Annotated in this window: 21 protein-coding genes; 11 read left to right on the forward strand and 10 right to left on the reverse strand. The window is 58.1% G+C overall.

What is annotated here, in order from left to right:
* Nucleotides 1–199 precede the first annotated feature (199 nt).
* From gyrA to I4W07_RS07575, 7 genes are all read right to left on the reverse strand, one after another.
* On the reverse strand, nt 200–2,911 hold the full coding sequence (gene gyrA, locus I4W07_RS07545) for a DNA gyrase subunit A (RefSeq protein ID WP_196026213.1): 2,712 nt from the start codon (nt 2,909–2,911) through the stop codon (nt 200–202).
* Nucleotides 2,912–2,952: 41 nt separating this feature from the next.
* Nucleotides 2,953–4,983, reverse strand: a complete 2,031-nt coding sequence (gene gyrB, locus I4W07_RS07550; RefSeq protein ID WP_196026181.1) for a DNA topoisomerase (ATP-hydrolyzing) subunit B — start codon at nt 4,981–4,983, stop codon at nt 2,953–2,955.
* 105 nt (nt 4,984–5,088) lie between these two features.
* On the reverse strand, nt 5,089–5,652 hold the full coding sequence (locus tag I4W07_RS07555; RefSeq protein WP_271739778.1) for a DciA family protein: 564 nt from the start codon (nt 5,650–5,652) through the stop codon (nt 5,089–5,091).
* Nucleotides 5,639–6,745 (reverse strand): DNA replication/repair protein RecF, encoded by a 1,107-nt coding sequence (gene recF / locus I4W07_RS07560; RefSeq protein WP_196026183.1) that lies wholly within the window; start codon nt 6,743–6,745, stop codon nt 5,639–5,641. Before recF ends, I4W07_RS07555 begins: the two co-directional genes overlap by 14 nt.
* Before the next feature lie 9 nt (nt 6,746–6,754).
* The gene (gene dnaN, locus I4W07_RS07565; protein WP_006236186.1) at nt 6,755–7,858 is read right to left on the reverse strand and encodes a DNA polymerase III subunit beta; all 1,104 of its coding nucleotides are present in this window, start codon (nt 7,856–7,858) and stop codon (nt 6,755–6,757) included.
* 238 nt (nt 7,859–8,096) lie between these two features.
* Complete coding sequence (locus I4W07_RS07570; protein ID WP_152068595.1) at nt 8,097–9,821, reverse strand: DnaA ATPase domain-containing protein; 1,725 nt, start codon at nt 9,819–9,821, stop codon at nt 8,097–8,099.
* 21 nt (nt 9,822–9,842) lie between these two features.
* Nucleotides 9,843–11,261, reverse strand: coding sequence for an ATP-binding protein (locus I4W07_RS07575; RefSeq protein WP_230317551.1), 1,419 nt, complete (start codon nt 11,259–11,261; stop codon nt 9,843–9,845).
* Between the two features lie 273 nt (nt 11,262–11,534).
* Here I4W07_RS07575 and rpmH point away from each other — a divergent pair, with 273 nt between their 5' ends.
* The 9 genes from rpmH to I4W07_RS07620 all read left to right on the forward strand — a co-directional run bounded on the left by rpmH (nt 11,535) and on the right by I4W07_RS07620 (nt 16,574).
* Nucleotides 11,535–11,669, forward strand: a complete 135-nt coding sequence (gene rpmH / locus I4W07_RS07580) for a 50S ribosomal protein L34 (protein ID WP_019127408.1) — start codon at nt 11,535–11,537, stop codon at nt 11,667–11,669.
* A gap of 20 nt (nt 11,670–11,689) precedes the next feature.
* Entirely contained in the window at nt 11,690–12,028 is a 339-nt protein-coding gene (rnpA, locus tag I4W07_RS07585; protein WP_006236191.1) for a ribonuclease P protein component, read from the forward strand.
* Complete coding sequence (gene yidD, locus I4W07_RS07590; protein ID WP_082222962.1) at nt 12,025–12,249, forward strand: membrane protein insertion efficiency factor YidD; 225 nt, start codon at nt 12,025–12,027, stop codon at nt 12,247–12,249. The genes rnpA and yidD overlap by 4 nt, the downstream gene beginning before the upstream one ends.
* 29 nt (nt 12,250–12,278) lie before the next feature.
* On the forward strand, nt 12,279–13,049 hold the full coding sequence (locus I4W07_RS07595; RefSeq protein WP_006236192.1) for a YidC/Oxa1 family membrane protein insertase: 771 nt from the start codon (nt 12,279–12,281) through the stop codon (nt 13,047–13,049).
* Between the two features lie 44 nt (nt 13,050–13,093).
* Entirely contained in the window at nt 13,094–13,663 is a 570-nt protein-coding gene (locus I4W07_RS07600) for a Jag family protein (RefSeq protein ID WP_022093802.1), read from the forward strand.
* 96 nt (nt 13,664–13,759) lie between these two features.
* Nucleotides 13,760–14,497 carry a 16S rRNA (guanine(527)-N(7))-methyltransferase RsmG gene (rsmG, locus tag I4W07_RS07605; protein ID WP_230317552.1) on the forward strand — a complete coding sequence of 246 codons (738 nt, stop codon included), beginning with the start codon at nt 13,760–13,762 and terminating at the stop codon, nt 14,495–14,497.
* 134 nt (nt 14,498–14,631) lie between these two features.
* Complete coding sequence (locus I4W07_RS07610) at nt 14,632–15,432, forward strand: ParA family protein (protein WP_196026186.1); 801 nt, start codon at nt 14,632–14,634, stop codon at nt 15,430–15,432.
* Nucleotides 15,425–16,330 (forward strand): ParB/RepB/Spo0J family partition protein, encoded by a 906-nt coding sequence (locus I4W07_RS07615; RefSeq protein ID WP_196026188.1) that lies wholly within the window; start codon nt 15,425–15,427, stop codon nt 16,328–16,330. The genes I4W07_RS07610 and I4W07_RS07615 overlap by 8 nt, the downstream gene beginning before the upstream one ends.
* Nucleotides 16,320–16,574, forward strand: coding sequence for a hypothetical protein (locus tag I4W07_RS07620; RefSeq protein WP_138374275.1), 255 nt, complete (start codon nt 16,320–16,322; stop codon nt 16,572–16,574). Before I4W07_RS07615 ends, I4W07_RS07620 begins: the two co-directional genes overlap by 11 nt.
* A 198-nt stretch (nt 16,575–16,772) precedes the next feature.
* On the opposite strand, the gene rlmN is transcribed toward I4W07_RS07620, so the two are convergent.
* Nucleotides 16,773–17,825, reverse strand: a complete 1,053-nt coding sequence (gene rlmN / locus I4W07_RS07625; protein WP_196026189.1) for a dual-specificity RNA methyltransferase RlmN — start codon at nt 17,823–17,825, stop codon at nt 16,773–16,775.
* Nucleotides 17,826–17,910: 85 nt separating this feature from the next.
* Between rlmN and I4W07_RS07630 the strand changes: the two genes are divergently transcribed.
* Together I4W07_RS07630 and I4W07_RS07635 are read left to right on the forward strand one after the other, a co-directional pair.
* The gene (locus tag I4W07_RS07630) at nt 17,911–18,876 is read left to right on the forward strand and encodes a D-alanine--D-alanine ligase family protein (protein WP_196026191.1); all 966 of its coding nucleotides are present in this window, start codon (nt 17,911–17,913) and stop codon (nt 18,874–18,876) included.
* Complete coding sequence (locus I4W07_RS07635) at nt 18,870–21,764, forward strand: helicase C-terminal domain-containing protein (protein WP_196026193.1); 2,895 nt, start codon at nt 18,870–18,872, stop codon at nt 21,762–21,764. Before I4W07_RS07630 ends, I4W07_RS07635 begins: the two co-directional genes overlap by 7 nt.
* Here the strand turns inward: I4W07_RS07635 and I4W07_RS07640 are convergent.
* Entirely contained in the window at nt 21,761–22,678 is a 918-nt protein-coding gene (locus I4W07_RS07640; RefSeq protein ID WP_117716220.1) for a helix-turn-helix transcriptional regulator, read from the reverse strand. The two genes, I4W07_RS07635 and I4W07_RS07640, sit on opposite strands and share 4 nt — an antisense overlap.
* Nucleotides 22,665–23,687 (reverse strand): helix-turn-helix transcriptional regulator, encoded by a 1,023-nt coding sequence (locus tag I4W07_RS07645; RefSeq protein WP_196026195.1) that lies wholly within the window; start codon nt 23,685–23,687, stop codon nt 22,665–22,667. The genes I4W07_RS07640 and I4W07_RS07645 overlap by 14 nt, the downstream gene beginning before the upstream one ends.
* Between the last annotated feature and the right edge of the window lie 12 nt (nt 23,688–23,699).

A 23,699-nucleotide genomic window follows, 5' to 3' on the forward strand; every position in this document is an offset into this window, starting at 1 on the left:
TCGCCTGCTCGGACAGTCCTGACTCGCACGGAGAGCACATTAAGTGCTCTCCGGCTCGTGCGGAACTCGCGATCGACTTCATATGCCGCCGGGCGGCCGGGGCGAACGCGGGTCCCTAGGTTTTCAAAAAAGCGGTCGGCGCGCAGGTGCGCCGACCGCCGATATATGGGGTCTGATGTTTTTGACCGGAGAGGACTACTTACTCGTCGAGGAGATCCTCTGGCATGTCGTTGCCGTCGCCTAGGTCGACTGGAGCCTCTTCGGTGTCGGCTGCGGCCTCGGAACCTTCGCCCTCGGGCTTCTCTTTGGCGGCCGTCATGCGGGCCACGGCGCAGATGCGGTCGTTGTCGTCGACGGTCATCATCTTGACGCCCTGGGTGGCGCGGCCAGTCTGGCTGATCTCGTCGGTCTTGACGCGAATGACCGTCGCGCCCTCCGTCACGATGAACAGCTCGTGCTGCGGGCCCACCGTCTTCATGGCCGCGAGGTTACCCTTACGCTCGGTCATTTGAATGGTGTAGACGCCCTGACCGCCGCGATTCTGCTCCGGGTAGTCCGCGACCGGCGTGCGCTTGCCGTAGCCGCGCTCGGTGATGACGAATAGATCGCCGTTGCCGTTAGTGACTTCCATGCCCAGAACGCTCACGCCGTCCTTCAGACCGATACCGCGAACGCCGCTGGTATCGCGGCCGGTGGCGCGCACCTGCTCCTCGGAGAACATGATCGCCTTGCCCGCGGTGGTGGCCAGGATAATCTTGTCGCCCTCGCGCACGCGGCGCACGTTCAGCAGCGCGTCGTCGTCACGCAGGTTGATAGCGATCAGGCCGTCGCGACGGCTGCGGTCATATGCGCTCATCACGGTCTTTTTGACCATGCCGCTCTTGGTGGCAAACATCAGGTACTCGTCGGCCGGGAACTCGCGGCAGCTGATGACGCTCGCGATCTTCTCGCCTTCCTCGAAGGGCAGCAGGTTGACGATCGCGGTACCGCGCGCCTGGCGCGTACCCACCGGCAGCTCGTGCACCTTCAGGCGATAGACCTTGCCCTTGCTCGAGAAGAACAACACGTACTCGTGCGTGGACGCGATGAACATCTCATCGATAACGTCGTCCTCTTTGAGGTTGACGCCCGACACGCCCTTGCCACCGCGCTTCTGGGCACGGTAGGCAGCCACTGGGATACGCTTAACGTAGCCGGTGTGGGTGATGGTCACGACCATATCCTCGTCGGCGATGAGGTCCTCGACATCCAGGTCCTTCTCAACCTGGCTGATTTCGGTACGGCGCTTGTCGCCAAACTTCTTGGAGATCTCGCGCATCTCTTCCTTGATGACGCCCAGAATCTTCTCCTCGTGCGCCAGCAGGTCCTCGTAGTAGGCGATGGCGCGGCGCAGGCCGTCCAGCTCTTCTTGGATCTTGTCGCGCTCCAGGCCGGTCAGGCGGCGCAGCTTCATCTCGAGGATGGCCGTGGTCTGCTCGGGCGTAAAGCCAAAGCGTTCGATCAGTCGGCTGCTGGCCTCGGAGTCGGTCTGCGAGGAGCGGATGATGCTGATGACCTCGTCGATATGGTCAAGGGCCATCAGGTAGCCCTCGAGGATATGCGCGCGGGCCTGGGCCTTCTTAAGGTCGAAGCGGGTGCGGCGGGTGACGACGTCGACCTGGTGGTCGATGTAGTGCTGCAGCATCTCGCGCAGGCTCAGGCATTTGGGAACGCCGTTGACGAGTGCCAGGTTGTTGGCGCCAAAGGTCGTCTGCAGCGAGGTGTACTTATACAGGTTGTTGAGCACGACCTGCGGAATGACGCCCTTCTTGAGCTCGATGACCAGACGGATGCCCTTCTGGTTGGACTCATCGCGCATATCCGAGATGCCCTCAATGCGCTTGTCGTTGACGAGTTGGGCGATCTTCTCCTGCAGGGTGCCCTTGTTGACCATGTAGGGAATCTCGGTAAAGACCAGGCGGCTGCGGCCGGTCTTGGTGGACTCCACATGTGCCTTGGCACGCACGGTAATGGAGCCGCGGCCGGTCTCGTAGCTCTGTTTAATGCCGGCGCTGCCCATGATGATGGCGCCGGTGGGGAAGTCCGGACCGGGCATGATCTGCATGAGCTCGTCGACGGTGGCGTCGGGGTTGTCGATCAGGTAGCAGGTGGCCTCGATCGCCTCGGTGAGGTTATGCGGGGCGATGTTGGTGGCCATGCCGACGGCGATGCCCTGGCTGCCGTTGACCAGCAGGTTGGGGAAGCGCGCAGGCAGCGCCACGGGCTCGGCAAGCGATTCGTCGTAGTTGGGCTGCCAGTCGACGGTATCCTTCTGCAGGTCGCGCAGCAGTTCCATGGCGGGCTTTGCCAGGCGGCTCTCGGTGTAACGCATGGCCGCCGCGCCGTCGCCGTCGATGTTGCCGAAGTTGCCGTGACCGTCGATGAGCGGCGTGCGCATGGAGAACCACTGCGCCAGGCGGACCATGGCCTCATAGACCGCGGAATCGCCGTGCGGGTGGTACTTACCGATAACTTCGCCGACCGTCCAGGCCGACTTCTTGTGCGGTCGGTTGGGGTAGATGCCGCTCTCGTTCATCGCGTACAGGATGCGGCGGTGCACCGGCTTTAAGCCGTCGCGCACGTCCGGCAGGGCGCGTGCCGTGATAACCGACATCGAATACTCGATGAACGACTGCTTCATCTCGCGACCGAACTCCGAAATCTGGAGCTGGCCGCCGTTGATATCCTCGCCGGCCGAGGCGCCGCGATCGACTTCGCCAAAGCTCTCCTCGAGCTCGGCGTCGTCATCCTCGTCCTCTTCATCCTCGGCGTCGGGGTTATAGGAATCCGGATCGCCGTCCTCGCCCTGCTCAGCGCGGGCGAGCAGGCGCTTCAGATCATCGGGCATACCGGCATCGCCGGCCTCGTCCATACCCTCGTTATTGTTGATATCGTCTGCCACGTTACCTCCTCTTAAGCGTCAAGGAATCGTGCATCATGTGCATGCTTCTCGATGTACTCGCGGCGATAGCCGACCTCGGAACCCATCAGCTCGCGCACGGCGCGGTCCGCCACCACGGCGTCCTCGATCGACACACGCTGCAGGATGCGGGTCTTGGGGTCCATCGTCGTCGAGGCAAGCTGCTTGGGGTCCATCTCGCCCAGGCCCTTGTAGCGCTGGACGGTATAGCCCTTGCGCTTTTTGGTGATCTTGCCGTCCTTGGCCTTGCCGTCCTCGTCGTTATCGTCGGGGTTCAGGCCCAGACTCTGGATGGTGTCGCGCAGGATCTCGTCTTCGGGCTGGCGGCCGTTGGGATACACGTAGTGGATCTTGTTGCGCACCTTAATGCCAAAGATGGGCGGGCAGGCAACATAGACGTAGCCGGCATCGATCAGCGGACGCATGTACTTGTAGAAGAACGTCAGCAGCAGGATGCGGATATGCGCACCGTCGACGTCTGCATCGGTCATGATGATGATCTTGTGGTAGCGCGCCTTGGTGATATCGAAGTCGCCGCCGTCGCCGGCACTCGTCGTGACGCCGCAGCCGATCGCGGTAATCAGCGACTGAATGGTGTCACTCGAGAACGCGCGATGGTCACCAACGCGTTCGACGTTCAAAATCTTGCCGCGCAGGGGCAGAATCGCCTGGATGTCTCGGCGACGGCCGTCCTTGGCCGAACCGCCTGCCGAGTCGCCCTCTACGATGAAGAGCTCGGTCAGCTCGGCATCGCGCACCGAGCAGTCAGCGAGCTTACCGGGCAGGGACGCCGTCTCGAGCAGGCTCTTGCGGCGGGTCGCCTCGCGCGCCTTGCGGGCGGCATTGCGCGCCTTGCAGGCCTGCTGCGCCTTCTTGACGATCTCGCGAGCGGGCTTGGGATGCTCCTCCAAGTAATCGGCGAGGCCGTCGGTCACAATCTTGAGCGTGAGCGCTCGCATATAGGAGCTGCCGAGCTTTGCCTTGGTCTGGCCCTCAAACTGCGGATCGGGCAGCTTGACCGAGATAACGGCCGAAAGGCCCTCGCGCACATCGTCGCCGGTCAGGTTGGCGTCTTTTTCCTTGAGCAGGTTCTGCTTGCGCGCATAATCGTTGATCACGCGGGTGAGCGCGGTACGGAAGCCCTCAAGGTGCATGCCGCCTTCGGGGGTGTAGATGTCGTTGGCAAACGACATGACGTTCTCGCCGTAGCCGCTATTCCACTGCAGGGAAACCTCGACCTCGCCCATCTTGGCCACGGGCGCGTCCGGGTCCGATTTGCCCTCGATGTAGATGGGCTCCTTAAAGGCCTCGGGGACGTCCTTGCCCTCGTTGAGGAACTTGACGAAGTCGATGATGCCGCCCTCGTAGCAAAACTCCTCCACGTGGGGAGTCGCTTCGCGCTCGTCGGTCAGCACGATTTTGAGGTTCTTATTGAGGAACGCCGTCTCCTGCAGACGGTTGTGCAGCGTATCGAAATCGTAGATGCAGGTCTCGAAGATCTCATCGTCGGGCCAGAAGGTGACGGTGGTGCCCGTCGAATCCGAGGTGCCCACGACCTTCATCTTCTTGACGGTCTTGCCGCGCGAGAACTCCATCTCGTAGGTGTTGCCATCGCGACGAACCTGAACGACCACGCGCTTGGACAGTGCGTTGACGACGGAGATGCCCACGCCGTGCAGGCCGCCCGAGACCTTATAGGCCGAGTTATCGAACTTACCGCCGGCGTGCAAGATCGTCATGACGACCTCGAGCGTCGGGATCTTTTTAACAGGGTGCTCGTCGACGGGGATGCCACGCCCGTTGTCGACGACTGTGATGGAGTTGTCGGCGTGGACCGTCACCTGGATCTCGGTGCAGAAACCGGCCATGGCCTCGTCGACGGAGTTGTCAACGATCTCCCACACCAGGTGATGCAGACCGCTGGCGCTCGTCGAGCCGATATACATGCCCGGGCGCTTACGAACGGCCTCGAGACCTTCGAGAATCTTAATCTCGCCGCCATCGTAATCGTTTTCGTTTGCCACACGTCCTCCTTCAGTCAAGAAAATGTGTATAGCCTTACTAGTTTATCGTAAAAAAATACCCTCGGGAACGAGGGTATTTGGCTCTACAAGGCCACCAGATGCGATTTAAGGCTCTTTTTTGCTTTGCACGCCCTTGGCCCACTCGGCGCTGGCGCTCATGGCATTCTCGAGGGCCTCGCGCAGTTTTTGGTCTTCGATGGGCGCCACTTGGCGCTCAATCTCGGCGCGCTCGGCATCGCTGAGGTCGGCGTGTGGGGCCGGCGGGCGCTCGGTCGCCGCTGGGCGAAGGCGCTCCTTGGCGGCGGGCGGCGTGTGACCGGGTGCGGTGGTTTTGAACACCAGGCCGTCCACATGCGCACCGGCGCGCTCCATGCGCGCGCGGATGATCTCACGCAACAGCGTCATTTCCTGCGTCCACGAGGGCGAATCGAGATATACCAGCAGCTCATTGGACTCGGGCAGGTAGCGCAGACCCGTCACATGCCGCCCCTCGCGCGTGCCCGAGCACACCGCGTTCCACGCGCGATAGACCGCGCGCGACTCCTCGGCAGCCTCCATCTGCGCACGGCGCTCAGGCGTCGCCGACGCCAGGATGCGCTGGCGCTCTGCGTTCAAAAACCCACTGAAGGCGACCGTCTCGCTCTCGCGCTCGTAATTAGCACGTCTCACCCATGCTCACCACCTTGGCTCGATCAAGCAGGTCATCGGTAAAGTACCCCAGGTTGGTCGTGGTTATGACCGTTTGGATATCATCGCCGATCAGCCGCAGAAAAGCACCGCGGCGCTCGCCGTCGAGCTCGCTCATCACGTCGTCCAGAAGCAACAGCGGAGCAGTACCCAGAACATCGCGAGCCACGGCCACCTCGGCCACCTTCCAGGACAGTACCAACGTTCGCTGCTGTCCTTGGCTGGCAAATGAACGAGCGGAGCGACCCGCCACGGTAAATTCAATCTCATCGCGATGCGGTCCCACCAACGTCACGCCGCGGCGAATTTCCTCGTCGGCGTGCTCATCAAGGGCGGCCAGCATGCGCTCGTACGCCCAGCCCTTCAGCTCTTCGCGATCCTCGACCTGGGGCAAATCCCCCAGCGTGGACGCATAGGACACGTTGGCGGCTTCACCGGACGCCACTTGCCCGTAGGCAGTACGCACATGGCCCGCCAGCCGGTCGAGCAGGGCCAACCGGTGCACGAGCAGAGCCGCGCCCGCGCGGGCAATCGAATCGTTCCACGCGCCGAGCATCTCGCGGCAGCACCAGGCCTCCTTGAGCAAGGCGTTACGCTGGGTCACGCAGCGACCATAGGCGCTCGCAAGATCGGCATAGCGTGCGCTCAGTTGCATGCCAAAGTCGTCGAGGGCGGCGCGGCGCACACTGGCGCCTCGCTTAACCATGTCCAGATGGTCGGGGCAAAACAGCACGCTCGGCAGGACCCCGCGCACACCGGCGGCGGAGCATCTCTTGCCGTTGCGGCTAAACGAGCGCTTACCGTCCCCCGCGCTCAATCCCATATCAAGCACGCGGCCGTCGCCCTCGAGCCTCAGCTCGACCTTGCACGAGCCCACGCCGTCATGGACGAGCTCGGCTGCGGTCGGATGCCTAAACGAGGCGCCGCTCGTCAGCAGCTGCAGCGCCTCTATGAGATTGGTCTTTCCCGCAGCGTTTGGGCCCGCAAGTATCGTCACGCCCTCGTCCAGGGCAAGGTGATAGCTATCGAAGCTGCGGTAGTGCGCGACGGAAAGATCGCGGGCGAACATGGTCATGGCGCAGCGCTAGATGCGGACCGGCATGACCAGGTACAGGTAGTTGATCTTGTCGTAGGACTTGAAGATGCCCGCCTGCGAGTAGCTCTTGAGCTCCAGCGTGATCTCCTTCTCCTTGGATAGGGCATTGAGGCAGCCGAAGATGTAGTGGTAGTTGAAGGCGATGGTACCCGACTCGCCCTCAGCCTCGACATCGATCGTCTCCTGCGCAAGGTCCTGGTCATTGGAAATGGAGGACAGGCCCATCTGCCCGTTCTCGACATCGATCTCGAACTTGACGGCGGGGTTGGCGCTCGCGATAACGGCCACGCGCTTGAGGGCGGCGTTAAAGGCGGCGACGTCGATCTTGACGCTCGTCACGCACGAATCGGGGATGAGCTGCTTGTAGTTGGGGTACACGCCCTCGATGCGGCGCGACACGTAGGTGGTGTTGCCGGCCTCGAAGACGACCTGGGTGTCGGTAGCCCCGATCATGATGGTCGCCTGGCTGGCCATGATGTTCAGTGCGTCGTTAAAGGCGTCAGCCGGAACGTTGAGTTCAAAGGAGCCCTCGAGGGTCGAGGTCTCGACCTGCGTATCGCACACGGCCAAACGGAAGGAATCGGTCGCCACCAGGCGCACGGTGTTGTTCTCGACCTTCATGTGCACGCCGCCCAGGATGGGGCGGGCCTTGTCGGTCGAGGTGACGCGCCACACACGGCCGACCATTTCGGACAAGATATCAGTCGGCAGTTCCACGGCGCTCTCGATGGCATAGGCCGGAAACTCGGGGAAGTCATTGGCATCGAGCGTGTTCAGGCGGAAAGAGCTCTTCTCGCAACTGATCAGCACCTGGCGCTCGGACAGCTCAAAGGTGACCGGGGCATCGGGGAGGGTCTTGGTGATATTGGAGAGCATCTTACAGGGGATAACCATCTCGCCCTCTTCTTCGACATGCGCCGCGATGCGATGACGGATCGAGATGGTGTAGTTAGAGGTCTGGAATTCCAAGATGCCGTCTTGGGCCTTAACGAGCACGCCCGACAGGATGGGGAGGGTGGATGCCGAAGCGACACCCTTCATAACGACGCCGATGGCTTGTGTAAGCGAGCTCTGGCTGACGGTGAACTTCATCTTTTAATACCTTTCTTTAGATATAAATATCTTAATAATAGTAATAGCACTGACGAAACTGTTGATTACTCCCAAAGACGCAGGTCAGACCCAGAAAGAGAATCGACAGCAACCTGTGTGCAACGGGGGTGGTTTTCCACGTTCAAAATCTGCGCAAAACTTTTCACCACCGCGGGTTGGGTTTTAGACACCTTATGCCCATGGTTTCGACAAGTTTTCAACAGGTGTCTCTATTTCCCTACGAGCGCAGTGTAATTTTATCGCGCAGCGATTTGAGGTCTTCGGTGACGGTACGGTCTTCCTGGATCATCTTCTGGACCTTTTTGTAGCTCGTGCTGACGGTCGAGTGGTTGCGGTTGCCAAATTCGGCGCCCACCGCCGTGGTCGTCATCTCGCACATCTCGATGGCCAGGTAGATAGCGATATGGCGTGCTTTGGCGATATTGGCGTTGCGACGCGGGCCGATGAGCTCCTCGTGCGTCACGCCGTACTGCTCTTCGATGACGGACTGAACCGTCTGGACGTTGATCTTTTTGGCCGATGTGTCGAAGTACTGGCTGGCGATGGCGTCGATATCGTCAAAGGTGAGCTCCCCGCCCTCGCGCTCGCGGTCGCCCGCCTCGCCGGCGCAGCGCTCGCAAAAGCTCTCGAGTTCGCGGATGTTGGTGCCCGAGACCTCGGCCATGTGTTTAAAGTGCTCGTCGGTCAGGTGTCCGCCGTCGCCCCCATAGGCCGCCAGCAGCGAGTCATCGCCTGCCTCGGGAGCGGCGACGATGGTGTTCTCGTAATAGCGCTGCAAGATCTTGTATTTCATCTCGTAGCTGGGCTCTGCGACCAGGCAGAGCATGCCGGCGTTAAAGCGGCTGGTCAGACGCTCGTCCATGCTCAGGTCCTTGGGGGCACGGTCTGCCGCGATGACGACCTTCTTGTTGTTGCGGATGAACTCGTCCATGAGCTGGAAAAAGTAGTCCACGCTCGCGCGCTTGCCGATGATGTTTTGGATGTCATCGATGATGAGCACGTCCACGCCGTGGTACGCCTGCATGATGGGGGCGTTGCTCTTCTTTTGGCGGTCGAACTCGGTCATCAGGTCGTCCAGATATGCCTGGGAGTTGGCATACTTGACCTTGATCTCGGGCGACTTCTCGGCGAGCTCGTTTTTGATGGCAAGCAGCAGGTGCGTCTTGCCCAGGCCCGATTTGCCGTAGATGAACAGTGATGTGCATGTGCCGCGCTCGTCCGCGAGGGCGGCAAACTTGAGTGCCGAGCGATAGGCATGGCTGTTTTCGGGGCCGTAGACAAAGTTCTCAAAGGTAAATTTTGAGTTCGCGGCGAGCGGGGCTCCATCCGTATTCTGCTCGGCCGGCACGGTCGGCGCCGGTATGGGTGAAGCGGGGGTCGCAGCTTGCGTGGATTTAGTCGGCGCTCCGCCCTTCATCTGGTTCATCATGCGACGAAAATCATCGGCCGAGAGCGTGTTCTTGATTGCAATGCCCGAATCCGCGCCCGCCGCTGCGTCGTGAGCGATAGGCATGTGCGTGACGGGTGCGTTCGTTGACGTCGCCGCCGCGGTCGGCAACGGTGCCATGGTTTCACGGGAAACATCGCTGTGCTGGTGCTCGATTGTCGGCACGTCGCCTGCGGAGGTCGGTGCCGCCGGGGAAGCGGCGGGAGCCGTGGCGGGCGCCGTCGCGGCAGCGGATTCCGTTGCGGCGCCTTGCGGTGCCACGATGTCGAGCGCGATCGGTGCAAAGGCGATTTCTTCCAGATAGGCCTCAATAGTCGGCTGATGCTTTTTGAGCTGCGCGATGGCAAAGCGCGAGGGGGCCTCGATCGTGAGCGTATCTTCGGTCAGGCTTATGGCCCGCGATTGCCCCAGCATGTTGATGAGGCGTGCATCTTGGCCGTCGCGCTGGCAAAAGGCGATGGCATCCCCCAGGATGATGCTTGCTTCCTCGTCCACTGTCTCTCCCGTTCTTTAGCTCTAAGCTCGCACGCGAGCGGCGCCGAGTTCGGTCAGATGGTATTTCTGGCCATGCTTGATGACCAAGCCGGCCTGCGCCAAGTCATTGAGCGTGCGTGACCAAGTGGGGGCCGAGTTTCCAAACGCCCTCGCCAGATCGGTTGCACCGCACGCTTGATTTTGCGCCAGATAGCCCAGCGCGGCGTTGCCGCGATCGCTTACGAACACGTCCGGTTGTGGCTGCGCATACTGATTTGCTGCATTAGGATACATCATTTGAGCTGCTGGTTGTTGAGAACTCTGCATCGGCGGCATTTGCTGTTGAAAACTTTGAGGCCACTGTTGGTAAGGCTGCAGAGGCATCTGTTGGGCCCAGGGGTTGTACTGCTGCTGCGGCATCTGCTGGTACGGCTGCTGATATCCCTGCTGGTACTGCTGCGGGAACTGCTGGCCATACCCCAGTGGCGGCATCTGCTGATATGGATATCCCCGTTGGTACGGCTGATAGCCCATTTGCTGGCCACCCGGTGCCCCCGTCGCCTGCTGCATTGCTGCTGCATCCTGATCTGCCAGCGGCATGGCCTCTGGCATGTTTGGCGTCATCGACATAGATGCCGCCTGGGGCTCTTGTGTGGGAAGCATTCCGGGCTGCTGCATCTGCCCCACGGGGGGCTGCATCTGCTGCGTTGCCATGGGCTGCTGCGCAAAAGCTCCCGGCAGGGGATATGTGGGCTGCTCCGTCTCGGGCCGCACGGCAGCACCGCGTCCGCCGGCACGCTCGATTTCCTGCACGCGTTTAGGGTTCAGGCTTACCGTAACCACGGTGCCGTTGCCCATGTTGTCCTCGATGGATACGGCACCGCCGGCGTTTTCCAAATACTCCTGCACCATGGGAAACCCTGCTCCGGTTCCACGGATATAGCGCTTCATCTTGCTGTTTGCGCTGGTAACGCCAAAGTCGAAAGCGCGTTCCTTGTCGTCGATGCCGGGTCCTTGGTCAGCAAAGCGGATGGTGTCTCCGCCGTCCAGAATCGAGATGATGGGCTCTGCAAAGTGTGCGTGGATAAAGTTTTCGACAATCTCGCGGATGACCATGAGCGAGATATGGCCACCTTGTTCTTTCATGCACTGGTAGACGGTGTTGGTCGTCTCTTCCAAATACGTGCGGACATCTTGCGGATCGATGACGATCACACGCGGTGTCGACAGCATGTCGTCATAGACGGCGATGCGCGCGGCGTACATGGCTTTTGGCGCCTGCGTTGTCGTCTGTTCACCTTCGTCACGCTCTTCGCGCACGCCGGTGATGTGCTCGTTGTCGGGTGCCGGGTCTCCGGAATCGACCATGGTGTAAAAGTCGTCAGACATGCCGCTCGCAATCTTCCAAAAGGTTTCGAACAAATAGTAGCTCACCGTGCAATGTTTCTCATCTTTCGACAAACTTTCAAAACCTGTTGAAAACTTTGGAAAACGGACGAAAAGTTCTCAACATTGCCAACATGACCTGTTGAAAACTCGATGAAATATCGTGAAAGGTTGCCATGAGGCGCAAATTTCGGTTGTGCTTATGGGGGAACCGTGTGAACTGCGCAACCTTTTACCTTTGATTTCTTGACATTTGAACATTGATTTCCCTACAATCTTCAAGCTCACGTGTCTATATCTGCGTCCGCGTCCCCGCGGACACTCGAAATGCAGCAGGAGGAACTTAAGATGAAGCGTACGTATCAGCCTAATAAGCGTAAGCGTGCCAAGACCCATGGCTTCCGTGCCCGTATGGCCACTAAGGGTGGTCGTGCCGTGCTCGCCCGTCGTCGCGCCAAGGGCCGCAAGCGTCTCACTGTCTAGCAGCGATACACACATCTCGCATGAAGACTATTAAGTCTCGGCAAGATTTCGAGCATGTGTTCAGTCAGGGGCGTCGTTTCAATCACCCTCTGATTCGAATGACCATATGTGAATCGGTTGGCGAAGGCGACTCCGGAAGGGTCGCCTTCGTTGGTGCTAAGCGACTCGGTTGTGCCGTCGTGCGCAACCGATCTAAGCGTGTGATGCGCGAGGCCGCCCGCAGCTGCGGATTTCCCGTTGCGGGTTATGACATCATCTTGTTTGCAACTCCCAAGACGAGGGTTTCCTCGCCGCAGGAGATGGACAAGGCGTTGCGTTCGCTTATGAAGCGCGCCGGCGTTGCCGGGGAGGAGCGATGAGCAATCACGTTTTGCGACGTGTTGCCATCGCTCCTATTCGCATATATCAACAGGTTATTTCGCCCTTATTGCCTGACGCCTGCATTTATTACCCAACGTGCTCGCAATACGCCATCCAGGCGATTGAGAAGCACGGTGTTTTGAGAGGCTGCTGGCTTGCCGTGAGGCGCATCGCTCGTTGCAATCCCCTGCACGTCGGCGGTTATGACCCTGTGCCCTAGCGGGCACTCGCTATCGGAGGAAAACTTACATGTGGGATTGGATCGTTAACATCCTTTTCGAGCTGCTCAAGCTCATCCAGACCTTTGCGGTCGACTGGGGCCTGTCCATCATCATCCTGGTGGTCATCATCCGTCTGCTGCTGACGCCGCTCATGCTCAAGTCGACCAAGTCGACGGCTCGCATGCAGGTGCTGCAGCCCAAGATGCTCGAGATCCAGGAGCGCTATGCCGACGATCCCCAGCGTCAGGCCGAGGAGATGCAGAAGTTCTACAGCGAGAACAAGTTCAACCCCATGGCTGGCTGTCTGCCGCTGCTGATTCAGATGCCTATCCTGTTCGCCCTGTTTACATTGCTGCGCAACCTGCCGCAGTACTTTAACGACGGCACGTTCTCGTTCTTCAACATCCTGCCCGACCTGACCACCACGCCGAGTGCTTCCTTTGCCGATGGCTTTATGGTTGCACTGCCTGCGCTGGTTTGCCTGATCCTGTTCGCCGTCCTGACCCTGATTCCGCAGCTCTATATGTCGCGCAACCAGACCGGCCAGCAGGCTCAGAGCATGCGTATGATGGCCGTTGTCATGACGGTCATGATGCTTTGGATGGGCTGGAGCCTTCCCGTTGGTGTTCTGCTGTACTACGACGTCTCGTCTGCTTGGCAGGTTATCCAGCAGATTTTTGTGACGCAGAAGGTCATCGACAAGGCGAAGGCCGATGAGGAGGAGCGTCTTAAGAACGCTCCGCTGCAGGTTGAGGTCACTCGTCGAGAGAAGAAGCCGCGCCCGCACAAGAAGAAGTAGTGGGATATCAATCTTATTTAGGTACCTAACTTTTGGAGTACGTTATGTCTGAAGAGATCATCGAGGATATGCTTGAGGAGGTTGCCCCGCAGGTCGCGGGCGATTATCCCGAGATTGCACAGCGCTACAAGGCTGGTGAAGAGCTGACCGATGAGGAGCTCGACACCATTGCCGATGTTGCTATTTCCATCCTGCGTTCCATCCTTTCGCACTTCGATGCCGCCAACTCTCCTATCGATGAGTATGAGGGCGACGAAGGTGAGCTGATTTTGGATGTAACGGCTCCCGACCTTGCTGTTCTCATTGGCCGTCATGGTCGCACCCTTGATGCCCTTCAGGTTATGTTCTCTTTGCTGGTGAGCCGCAAACTTGGCTTTAGGTATCCGGTTGTAGTGGACGTCGAGGGATACAAGAGCCGCCGTCAGGACAAGGTTGCCTCCATGGCTCAGTCTGCTGCCGAGCGTGCCATTCGCACTCATAAGAGTGTTTCGCTTCCGCCCATGAATGCCTACGAGCGTCGACTGGTTCACATTGCACTTCGTGGCAATGATGCCGTCGATACTCATTCTGAGGGTTCTGACCCTGATCGCCATGTGGTGATTGTTGCTCGATAATCTACTCGAGTTTATGCTAAGGGGACGTGGTTTCCACGTCCCCTTTTTTTGTCAAAAGTTCTCGATACGCTGATTTTTGTCAGAAAGGAGCTTTCGTTGTTAGTACTTACTGATCAGCAAGCTGACGAGATGTTGAGTCGTCTAGCTTTCTATTGCAAAGAGTATTCCTTGAGCGTAACTGATGTTGAGCTGAGGAAATGTATCCAGCATTTGGATTTGGTTCTAGAAACAAATAAGACAACCAATCTCACCCGTATTCTTAACGTAGAAGATGCTGCAGTACTTCATATCCTCGACTCACTTGTTTTGCTCCCCTATATCAACAAGGCTCCTGAGGGAGCTTTGCTCGATATGGGAACAGGTGCGGGCTTCCCTGGTATTCCATTAACCATAACCACGCATCGTAAAGCTACTTATATTGACGCTGTTGGCAAGAAGGTTGATGCGGTAAATTCCTTTGTCCATGCTCTTGGATTGAAACATGCCCATGCGGTTCATGATCGTCTTGAAGAATATGCTCGGAGCCATAAGAAGCAGTTCTCTGTTGTAACCGCCCGCGCACTGGCCCCTCTACCGATTCTTGTTGAGTATGCGGCTCCGTATCTGAAGGATGGAGGGGTATTTGTTATAACCAAGGGCAATCCTTCGGATGAGGAGCTTGCTTCCGGCATGTCAGCAGCTAAGATTTGCGGCTTCACTTTGCTTCTGAATGACGCAATTGATTTGCCTGAAGGCTTGGGTCACAGGGAGTTCATTGTTCTTAAGAAGAGTCATCCAGCATCCGTTTCATTGCCTCGTGCAAATGGCGTGGCAAAGAAGAATCCGCTTGCCTAGATGTTTCACGTGAAACATAATGGATACTAACAACTTGCAGTGTTTCACGTGAAACATGGCGGTTGATATCGATTCGGAATGTTTCACGTGAAACATCCTCCGTTTGACAGCTTTAATACACACCAGGAGGGACCGTGGGATTTCGCGACGTTAAGCGTTCAAAGGGCGCAAAAGACACGCGTATCATTGCAATCATCAATCAAAAAGGCGGCGTCGGTAAGTCAACGACGGCTGTAAACCTTGCAGCAGCACTGGGTGAGCAGGGTCGTAAAACACTGATTGTCGATTTTGATCCGCAGGGAAACAGCACCAGTGGATTCGGAATTGAAAAAGAAGACCTTGATCACTGCATCTATGATGCATTGTTGAATGATGTGCCGGCAGAATCACTTGTTCTTGATACAAATTGCAAAAAGGTATTCGTAATTCCAGCTACAATTCAGCTTGCAGGCGCCGAAATTGAGCTCGTAAGCGCAATTGCACGTGAAACCCGCCTCAAAGATTTGCTTGAGCCGATTCAGGACGAGTTCGATTTTATTTTCATTGACTGTCCTCCTTCGCTCGGCCTGCTTACTATCAACGCTTTGACCGCAGCAGACAGCGTTTTGATTCCGATCCAGTGCGAATATTACGCACTCGAGGGCGTTACGAAGCTGCTTGAGTCAATGAAGATGGTCAAATCAAGGCTGAACAAGGGCTTAGACACCTATGGTGTGCTTATGACCATGTATGACTCGCGTACTTCACTATCGAATCAGGTTGTTGAGGAGGTTCAATCGTACTTTGGTGATAAGGCGTTTAAGACGCTAATCCCCCGTACGGTTAAAATCTCCGAAGCTCCGTCTTTTGGAGAACCAGTAATTACCTATGCACCTCAAAATAAGGGTGCAAAAGCATATATGAACCTTGCAAAAGAGGTGATCAAGCGTGCCTAGTGTAAAGAAACGTGGCGGATTGGGACGTGGACTGAATGCTTTGGTTTCAGAGGCCGAGTATGAGACCGGCGGTTCGGCTGCATCGGCTTCAAATGCTGCATCTGAAACACAACTACCTATTGAGGATATCGTTCCCAACCCTAATCAGCCGCGAATTCACTTTAACGAAACTGAACTTCGCGAGTTGAGCGAGTCAATCCAAGAACATGGCGTTTTGCAGCCGCTTTTGGTTCGCAAGCATGGAAACGGCTATGAGATCATCGCTGGTGAGCGTCGTTACCAGGCGTCAAAGCTTGCTGGCCTTGAAGAATTGCCAGTCATCATTAAAGAGGTAAATGATGAAGAGATGCTGGCTCTTGCTCTTATCGAAAACCTTCAACGTTCAGATCTGAATCCCGTCGAAGAGGCTAAGGGCTATCGACAGCTCATCGATGCCAGCGGTATGACCCAGGAGGCATTGTCGAAGGCAGTAAGCAAGTCACGCTCTGCAATTACAAACTCACTGCGTCTTCTCGATCTCCCCGAAGTAGTTCAGCAGATGATTTTTGAGGGTAAACTTACTGCTGGTCATGCACGTGCGATTCTTGCAGTTCCCTATGAGGATGCTCGAATTCGACTTGCAGAGAAGGTTGTTGCAGAGGGCCTTTCCGTAAGAGCGACAGAAAATCTTGCTCCGTTGTTTTCTGCCGGAGAGACACCTAAGACGCCGAGGCCTGCAACCCCTCAGTCTTTTAAAAAGGCAGCCCGCGTGCTTCGTCAGGTTTTTAATACCAACGTGCGTGTGAAGAGCTCGCGTGGAAAGAATAAGATTGAGATTGAGTTTAAAGACGAGGAAGAGCTCTCTCGTATTCTTGGCGAAATGATTCAGTTTGATCAAGGAGGCCAAGATGAGGAATAGAATTTTAACTGCGATTGCATTGGCGACGACTGTCGCGGCTGGTGCCTTTGCTGGCTATAAGATCGCGACAGACGATGAACTTCGAGGTCGTTTGCTTCGTAGTGCGCAAGATATTATCGATACATCCAAGAAGAAAATGGATGTTATGACAGAAGATGTTGCAATGCGTACTGCTCAGGTAACGAAGAATCCCAAGATTAATCAGGGTTGGGTCAGCAACCAATGGGAAAATGTAGGCTATTAGGTACCTAACAATTACTTAGCATATTGTGATGGGTCCTTGTCTGATTCACGAGACAAGGACCCCTTATTTTGGCCGTAAAAATGGGACCAGTAGTAGCTGATTCTAAATTAAGGTCAATAAATGAAACGGCCCCGGTTGCATATTCTGCAACCGGGGCCGTTCGATGTTTCACATGAAACGTTTTGGGGTGCGACTCCCCTATGCGTTCTTCTGAACTTTGAAGCGCTGCTTCAGCTGACCGCAAGCGGCGTCAATATCGTTACCACGGGAGTTACGAATCGTGGTCTCGATGCCACGGGACTCAAGACGACGCTGAAGATCCTCAACCTTATGAATCGGCGACGGCTTGAGCGGACTGCCCTCGATGTCGTTAAGCTGAATGAGGTTAACGTGGCACAACGTTCCCTCGCAGAAGTCGCAGAGCGCCTGCATCTCGGGATTCGTATCGTTGACGCCTTCGATCATGGCATACTCATAGGTCGGGCGGCGGCCGGTCTTCTCGGTGTAGAGCTGAAGCGCCTCGTGAAGGCGAAGCAACGTGTACTTCTTAACACCGGGCATGAGCTTATTGCGCGTCGACTGGATGGAGGAATGCAGTGAAACAGCAAGCGTGAACTGCTCGGGGATGTCGGCAAATTTGCGAATACCGGGAATAACGCCACTGGTAGAGACGGTGAGGTGACGAGCACCGATACCGATGCCATCGGGGTCGTTGAGGATTCGCAACGCCTTGAGAACCTCGTCGTAGTTGGCAAACGGCTCGCCCTGGCCCATGAAGACAACGCTCGTGGCGCGCTCGCCAAAGTCGTTGGATACATGAAGTACCTGGTCGACGATCTCTTGAGCGGTCAGAGAGCGCTTGAGGCCGTTGAGACCGGTAGCGCAAAAGGCACAGCCCATGCCACAGCCTGCCTGGGTGGAAACGCAGACGGAAAGCTTGTTACGACGGGGCATGCCGACGGTCTCGACGGAAACGCCGTCGTGGTACTCGAGCAGATACTTGCGAGAGCCATCTTTGGAAACCTGCTTGGTGAGTTCAGTCGGCGTGTCAAAGGCAAAAGCCTCTTTAAGCTGCTCGCGGAAAGCCTTGGGGAGGTTGGTCATATCGTCAAACGAACAAACGTTCTTCTCAAAGACCCATTCGATGAGCTGCTTCGCGCGGAAGGCGGGCTGGCCAAGCTCGGCCACGAGCTCGCGAATATCGTTTTGGCTCAAGTCGCGAATGTCCTGAGATTTAGTCCTGGGATTCATGGAAGCCTTTCGATTTTGGGGAAACGTAGAGGGTATCGCTACAATATGGTATCAGCTGCAGAAATTATAGAGGAGGAGTCTGCCCATGCCGGGTAAAAGCCTAGAGAACATGCACGTAGCGGTCTTGGCGGGCGGTCATTCCGCTGAGCGCGAGATCTCGCTCAATTCGGGTAAGAACGTCGTGGTTGCCTTGAAGGAGGCCGGCTACACTTCGGTGGAGCTGCTCGACACGGCTGCCGATGATTTTATGGTAACCATGGCGACCGGCGGCTTTGACGTGGCGTTTATCGCCATGCACGGTGCCGGCGGCGAGGATGGCGCCATGCAAGGCGCCATGGAGACCCTGGGTATCCCCTACACGGCTTCGGGCGTGCTTGCCAGCGCCTGCGGTGCCGACAAGGAGGTCTCTAAGCTCCTGTACGCCAAGGCGGGCATTCCCATCGCCCCCGGCCTCGCGCTCGAGGCGGGCGATGAAGTCGATATCGATCATATCGTCGAGGTTTGTGGCGAGCGCTGCTTTGTGAAGCCGGCCGTCAACGGTTCCAGCTATGGCATTTCCCTGGTCCATGAGCCCTCCGAGCTGCCCGCGGCAATCGCCAAGGCGTTTGAGTACGGCGACAAAGTGCTGGTCGAGAAGTGCATCGAGGGTACCGAGATCACCGTCGGCGTGTACGGCGAGGACGACGTGCGCGCTCTGCCGATTGTCGAGATTCGTAAGCCCAAGGACTGCGAGTTCTACGATCTGGACGTGAAGTATGTCGACCCTACGGACATCCATCGCATTCCGGCGCAGATTTCACCCGAGAATTACACTCGCGCTCAGGAGCTTGCCTGCGCTGCTCACAAGGCCCTCGGTTGCCTGGGCATCTCGCGCAGCGATTTTATCGTGAGCGAGGACGGCCCCGTTATCCTCGAGACCAATACCATTCCCGGCATGACCGATACGTCGCTGTATCCGGATGAGATCCGCCACACCGACGACATGACGTTCCCGCAGGTCTGTGACAGCCTGATCCGTATGGGCCTTCGTCGAGCGGGCATTGCATGCTAATCGAGGACGCGGTTTCGTCAGGAACGCCGCAGTTTGTCATCGACTCCTATGCCACGCTTGCCGAACGCGCCAAAACGCAGTCCTTCGGCCTTATCGAGGAAGATGTGATCGTCCTCGATACCGAGACCACAGGTCTTTCGGTGCAGGACAACGAGCTGATCGAGATCTCGGCGGCCCGTCTTTCGGGACGCGAGATCGTCGACCGCTTCGATACCTTCGTGCATCCCAAGCAGCTGATTCCCGCCGAGATTACCGAGCTCACGAGCATTACAAATGCCGATGTGGCAGATGCCCCGTCGGCCGTTGAGGCCGTCGCCGCTCTCGCCGATTTTGTCGGTGGTTGCCCGGTGATCGCACATAACGCCACGTTCGACCGCTCGTTTATCGAGTCGGTCAAAGGCGGCGTCAACGTGAGCGATATTTGGATCGATTCGCTGGCGCTGTCGCGCATCGCGCTTCCACGCCTGGCCTCGCACAAGCTGTCTTTTATGGCCGATCTGTTTGGCTGTGACTCGGTATCACACCGTGCCAATGCCGACGTCGACGCCCTGTGTGGCGTATGGCGCGTGTTGCTCGTGGCGCTCACCGACTTGCCCCAGGGCCTCATGGCGCGCCTAGCCGACATGCATCCGGATGTGCCTTGGTCCTATCGTCCTATCTTCTCATTCTTGGCAGGGCAGAACCCTGGTTCTATCTTCTCTCTCAGCGCCGCTCGTGCTGACGTTCTCAAGGCCGATCGTGCCGACGATCGGGTGGACGCCGACGAACTGCCGGTACTCAAGATGCCGAGTCGTGAGGAGATTGAGGCGGACTATGCGCCAGGTGGCCTGGTCAATCGCATGTATCCCACTTACGAGCCGCGTGATGAGCAGATCGCGATGGCGCTCGAGGTCCGCGATGCGCTGGTCACGGGCACTCATCGTGTAATTGAGGCGGGCACGGGCGTCGGCAAATCGATGGCCTATCTGGTGCCTTTTGCCGAGGCAGCGCGCCGTAACAACATCACGGTTGGTATTGCGACCAAATCGAACAATCTTGCTGACCAGCTCATGTACCATGAGCTGCCAAAACTTGCCGAGCAACTGGACGGTGGTCTGTCATTTTGCGCTCTCAAGGGTTATGACCACTATCCGTGCCTGCGCAAGCTTGAGCGCATGAGCCGCAGCCAGGTCGAGATTACCACCAAGCGCGATCCGGCGGACACGCTCACGGCGGTCGCGGTCATTATGGCGTACGTCTGCCAATCAGCCGATGGCGACCTCGACTCGCTCGGCATTCGGTGGCGCAGCGTCAACCGCCCCGACTTTACGACGGCCTCGCGCGAGTGTGCTCGTCGCCTCTGCCCGTTTTTCCCTGATAAATGTTTGGTCCACGGCGCTCGCCGTCGTGCGGCGCATGCCGATGTGGTGGTCACCAACCATTCCCTGCTGTTCCGCAATGTCGCGGCCGAGGGCAGGATTTTGCCTCCGATTCGTCATTGGGTAATCGACGAGGCCCATTCCATCGAGCGCGAGGCGCGCCGTCAGTGGGCGCGCGTGGTGTCGGCGGACGAATCACGCGTTCTGTTTGAGCGCCTGGGTGGCTCGAGCACCGGTGCGCTAAGCCAGGTTTCCCGTGATTTGGCAACCTCCGAGGGCTCTACGCTCTATCTGGGCCTTACTGCCAAGGCAACGTCGACGGTTGCGCGCGCGAGCATGGCAATCGCCGACGTGTTCGATGGCGTTCGCGAGCTCGGTCGCCGTGCCCGTGGGGGTTATGACAATGCCAATCTATGGATTGGCCCCGAGTTGCGCGAATCTGACGACTGGCATGATTTCTTGCAGTCGGCCTACACTGCCATCGACGCATTGGAACAGGCTGACAAGAGCGTCGACGCGCTGGTACAAGCCGTCGCCGGCGACAAGCCCGAGGTTGTTGTCGACCTGGGCGATATCTCGCGCCGCCTGCACGAGCTGGCCGAGAACCTCAAACTCATCATTGATGGCACCGATGAACACTATGTGTATTCGCTGCAGGTCAATCGCAGGCTGCGTGCCGGCGGAGAGTCAATGACCGCAGAGCGCATCGACATTGGCGAGGCCTTGGCAACCGAATGGCTGCCCGAGGTTCACACGGCTATCTTTGCCTCGGCGACCATGACGGTGTCCAAAAGCTTTGAACACTTTAACCACGCGGTCGGCCTCGATCGCATCGGTGCTTCAACATCCTCATCGCTGCACTTGGACTCGAGCTACGACTTCGATTCGAACATGGCTGTAGTCGTTGCGGGCGATATCCCCGATCCGCGCGATCGTGAGAGCTATCTTACGGCGCTCGAGCGCGTGCTGGTCGACGCCCATCTTGCCATGGGCGGATCGGTGCTCACACTGTTCACCAATCGGCGCGACATGGAAGACCTGTACGCCCGCGTTGAGCCCAAGATGGCCCGTGCGGGTCTGGAGCTCAACTGCCAGCAGCGCAACTCATCTCCTCGTCGCCTGCGCGACCGGTTTATCAATGAGCCGACCTCGTCGCTTTTTGCGCTTAAGGCCTTCTGGGAGGGGTTTGACGCCAGCGGCGAGACGCTGCGTTGCGTCATCATTCCCAAGCTGCCGTTCTCGAGCCCCACGGACCCGCTCTCGTGCGAGCGCAACCTGCGCGAAGACCGCGCTTGGGCGCGCTATTCGCTGCCCGAGGCGGTGCTCGAGGTTAAGCAGGCGGCCGGCCGCCTTATCCGCTCGTCGACCGATTGCGGCGTGCTGATTCTGGCCGACCCGCGCCTGGTGACGAAGGGCTACGGAAAGAAGTTCTTAACGTCGCTGCCCACGAGCTCCTACCAGCGCATCGAATCGGCGCAGATCGGTCACTATCTGCAACTGTGGCGCGCACGCCACGAGCGGCGGCGCTAAAGCGGACAGACGAGGGTTTTTGCCATATCGCACAGACGCTTTGACAGGGCGGGGTCATCCAAGATGCGGATGGCTCCGCCCGCTGCGATTATCTGGCTCAGCAGCCAACGCTCGGAGCCGTAATGTACGGTTACCGTTGCCATGTCTGTCCCGCTGCGTTCGATTAGGGTGATGCCGGCCCAGTCCAGATGCTCCGCCATATCGAATGGCATCAAGAGCTTTGCGCTACGCTGCGTCCGGGCAAGGGAATCGTGGAGGGATGCAACGTCCGGTGCGTGAGGCACGACGGAGTCTTCCGTCAAGGCGAGTCCCTCGATTTTATCCATGCGATAGGTGCGCTGCTCATCGACCGCGATGTCCCAGGCAATCAGATATGTTTGGTCGCCGTTTGCCGTAATGCGCAAGGGGTCGACCAGACGCTCGCGTGGCCGCGCATCGTCCATCGAGCGATACGAGATGCGGCAACGAACGCCGTCCTGAATGGCGCAGCTCAGCTGCTGCCAGTGCGACCCGTGGTTGACGGTGTCAAAGACGTGCTGGTTATAGCCGAGCTCTTCGGGTAGAAGAGCATGTCGAATTCGAGCCGCCGCCTGGGGCTCGATCCCCAACGATTCAAGTTCGTGGTTGAGCACAGCGCCCTCGGCGGCACTCAGGCGCAGCGGTAGTACACGCCCGGCGTCACCGGTGAGGACCACGCGCTCGCCGTGGCATTCGCAGATGATACGCGCACCCGATTCTCGGTCCGCGAGCGTCGAGACGATCTCGAGAATCTCGTCGAGCGACGCCCCCGTGATGTCAAAGCGACTGCAAATCTCGGTTCGTGTCATGCCGCTCTCGCCGGCGGCGTAGAGGGCCTCCATGATGTCGATGGCGCGCGAGAGCCTCTGCTCGCTGGTGAGTTTACGCACGGGCATGCTCGTGCACCGTCCTTTCAATGAGGTGGTTCCACGCCTGCTTGAGCGATTTGGGGGCCATGGGCCTCATGCCGTCCATGGCGTGGGCCATGCAAAATGAGGCGGCGGCTTCAAGATCGCGCACGTCAACGCTCCAGGTCCATCCCGCATCGGTGTGTGCGAGCTCACCTCGCCCGCGCGTGAGGCCGTTGATCATATCGATCTGCGTCTGAGGGGCGAACGAGAACGTGGCTGCAACGGGCGGTCGGTCGGCAAAATCGAATTCAAAGAACAGATAGTCGTTGAGATTGAAGTCTGCAGGGATGGCGTAGGCCTTCGAAGGACGCCAAGCGCGAACGATACGGTCGCAGCGGAATGTCCTGATGTCGTCGGTGGCATTGTCGAGGCCGCAGAAGTACGCCACGCCCTCGCGCTCGAACATGCCGTAGACGCAGACGGTACGTTCTTTCTGCTCGCCGCGTCCGTTCTGATATAAAAATCGCAGCGCGCATCGCTCGGCAAAGGCGCTCCATACCGCATCGACGGTGGGAGAGCGGCGGATCGGTGCTTCGTCCACCGCCGACATGCCGGTGAGGTAGGCAATTTTGGAGCGAATATCGGCAAGCGGCGCGGCAAAGGTGGAAGAGCCGGCCGCTAGCGTCTGGTCGATGGCGTTGAGTAGGATGTCGGCGTCGTCTGCGGTGATGAGGCCACCTGCTGCAAACGTGTGCTCGCGGTCGATTGTCCACGAGCTTTCCTCGGTCTCCTGCGCACCGGCGGGGCGAACCTCCTTGATTAAGATGCCGCGCTCGAGCAGTTTGTCACGATCGCGCCGAAACTTGCGCTTATCCGAGTCGATGTTGCCCGAGCCATATCCCAGGTCAGAATCCAAGACGATCTGCTCGGTCGTCAACGGTTCGGGGGAGCTGTTGAGCACAAAGAAAAGATTGAGGATGCGCTGAGCCGTTTTATCGAAACTGGGCTCCGAACTTCCCTTTTTAATTGTCGCGGTCGCGTCGCTTGCCGTCATAGAGTCCTCGCA

Origin of the sequence: Collinsella aerofaciens (assembly GCF_015670745.1) — a bacterium.
Lineage (GTDB): Bacteria > Actinomycetota > Coriobacteriia > Coriobacteriales > Coriobacteriaceae > Collinsella > Collinsella aerofaciens_T.